Origin of the sequence: Ruixingdingia sedimenti, from assembly GCF_031432425.1 — a bacterium.
In the GTDB taxonomy this organism is placed as follows: Bacteria; Pseudomonadota; Alphaproteobacteria; order Rhodobacterales; family Rhodobacteraceae; genus Ruixingdingia; species Ruixingdingia sedimenti.
The window spans coordinates 1-1002 of sequence record NZ_JAVKPH010000118.1; the positions used below are offsets into that span (position 1 = coordinate 1).

The 1002-nt window shown below is 61.8% G+C and carries 1 protein-coding gene; it reads left to right on the forward strand.

Annotated elements, in window-relative coordinates:
• Positions 1 to 50: 50 nt before the first annotated feature.
• The coding region (locus RGD00_RS23370; RefSeq protein ID WP_310459625.1) for a hypothetical protein at positions 51 to 1002 on the forward strand (952 nt) is incomplete at its 3' end.

Here is a 1002-nt window from a genome sequence, read left to right on the forward strand (position 1 = left end):
CGAATACCGCCATCTCTGATGCCGGGGGAGGATCGCCTCGGGCTGGGGACGTGGTAACGCTCTACAACAACGCCGCAAACTGGTCGCAGACCCGGGTGCGCACCACCGGAGGTTCATGGGCCCTACTGGCTGCCTTCTTCGGTGGTGATGTCCTCGTCGACGGTACCGTCGTTGCGGACAAACTGGCTGCGGATAGCGTGATCGCGAACAAGATCGCGGCCGGGGCCATCGGCGCCATCCACCTGCAGGCCGGCTCCATCCTCGCCTCGAAGCTGACGATCGCGGATTTTACCAACCTCATCCCTGGTTCAGAGATGACGGAGGCAGCAGCCTGGACGATCCCGACCAACTTTACACTTAATGCCAATGCCGCCGGCAGCCCCTTCAACAGCCCGGGCCGGATCCAGTGGACCTATACATCGGGAGCGGGTTGGATCGGGGCGGTCATTTCGCAGCGGTTTCCGGTTGAGGCAGGCGCATCCTATTTGTTTCACGTCCAGACCTTTGCCGAAGCCGGCATCACCTATCAACTGCCGGTGCGGATCTATTGGTATAACGCCGCCGGAGAGGCACTAACCACCCCGAATAACTACACCAGCGTCTCCATGGGGATCGGCACTGGCTTTGCAACCAAGCAGCAGGTGATTGTGCCCCCCACGGACGCGAAGTTTGGTGAGGTCCGGGTTTGGGGGTCGCGGGATAACTCCAATGGCAACGCCTCCTTTGGAGGTTTGTATCTTCGTCGGATGGCCTCGGGAGAACTGATCGTCGATGGCGCGGTCGTGGCCTCCAAGATCGCCGCCGGTGCCGTCTCGGCCGACAAGATCCAAGCTGGTTCGATCCTCGCCTCGAAGCTCGCCATCAGCGACTTCAGCAATATCGTCCCCGACGGTGAGATGGCCGACCCCGCCGCCTGGACGCTTCCGACAGGCTGGAGCCGCAACCCCGGCGCGACCTCCTTCGGCTTCGAGAGTCCGAACTCGCTCATGTTCACTGATGATG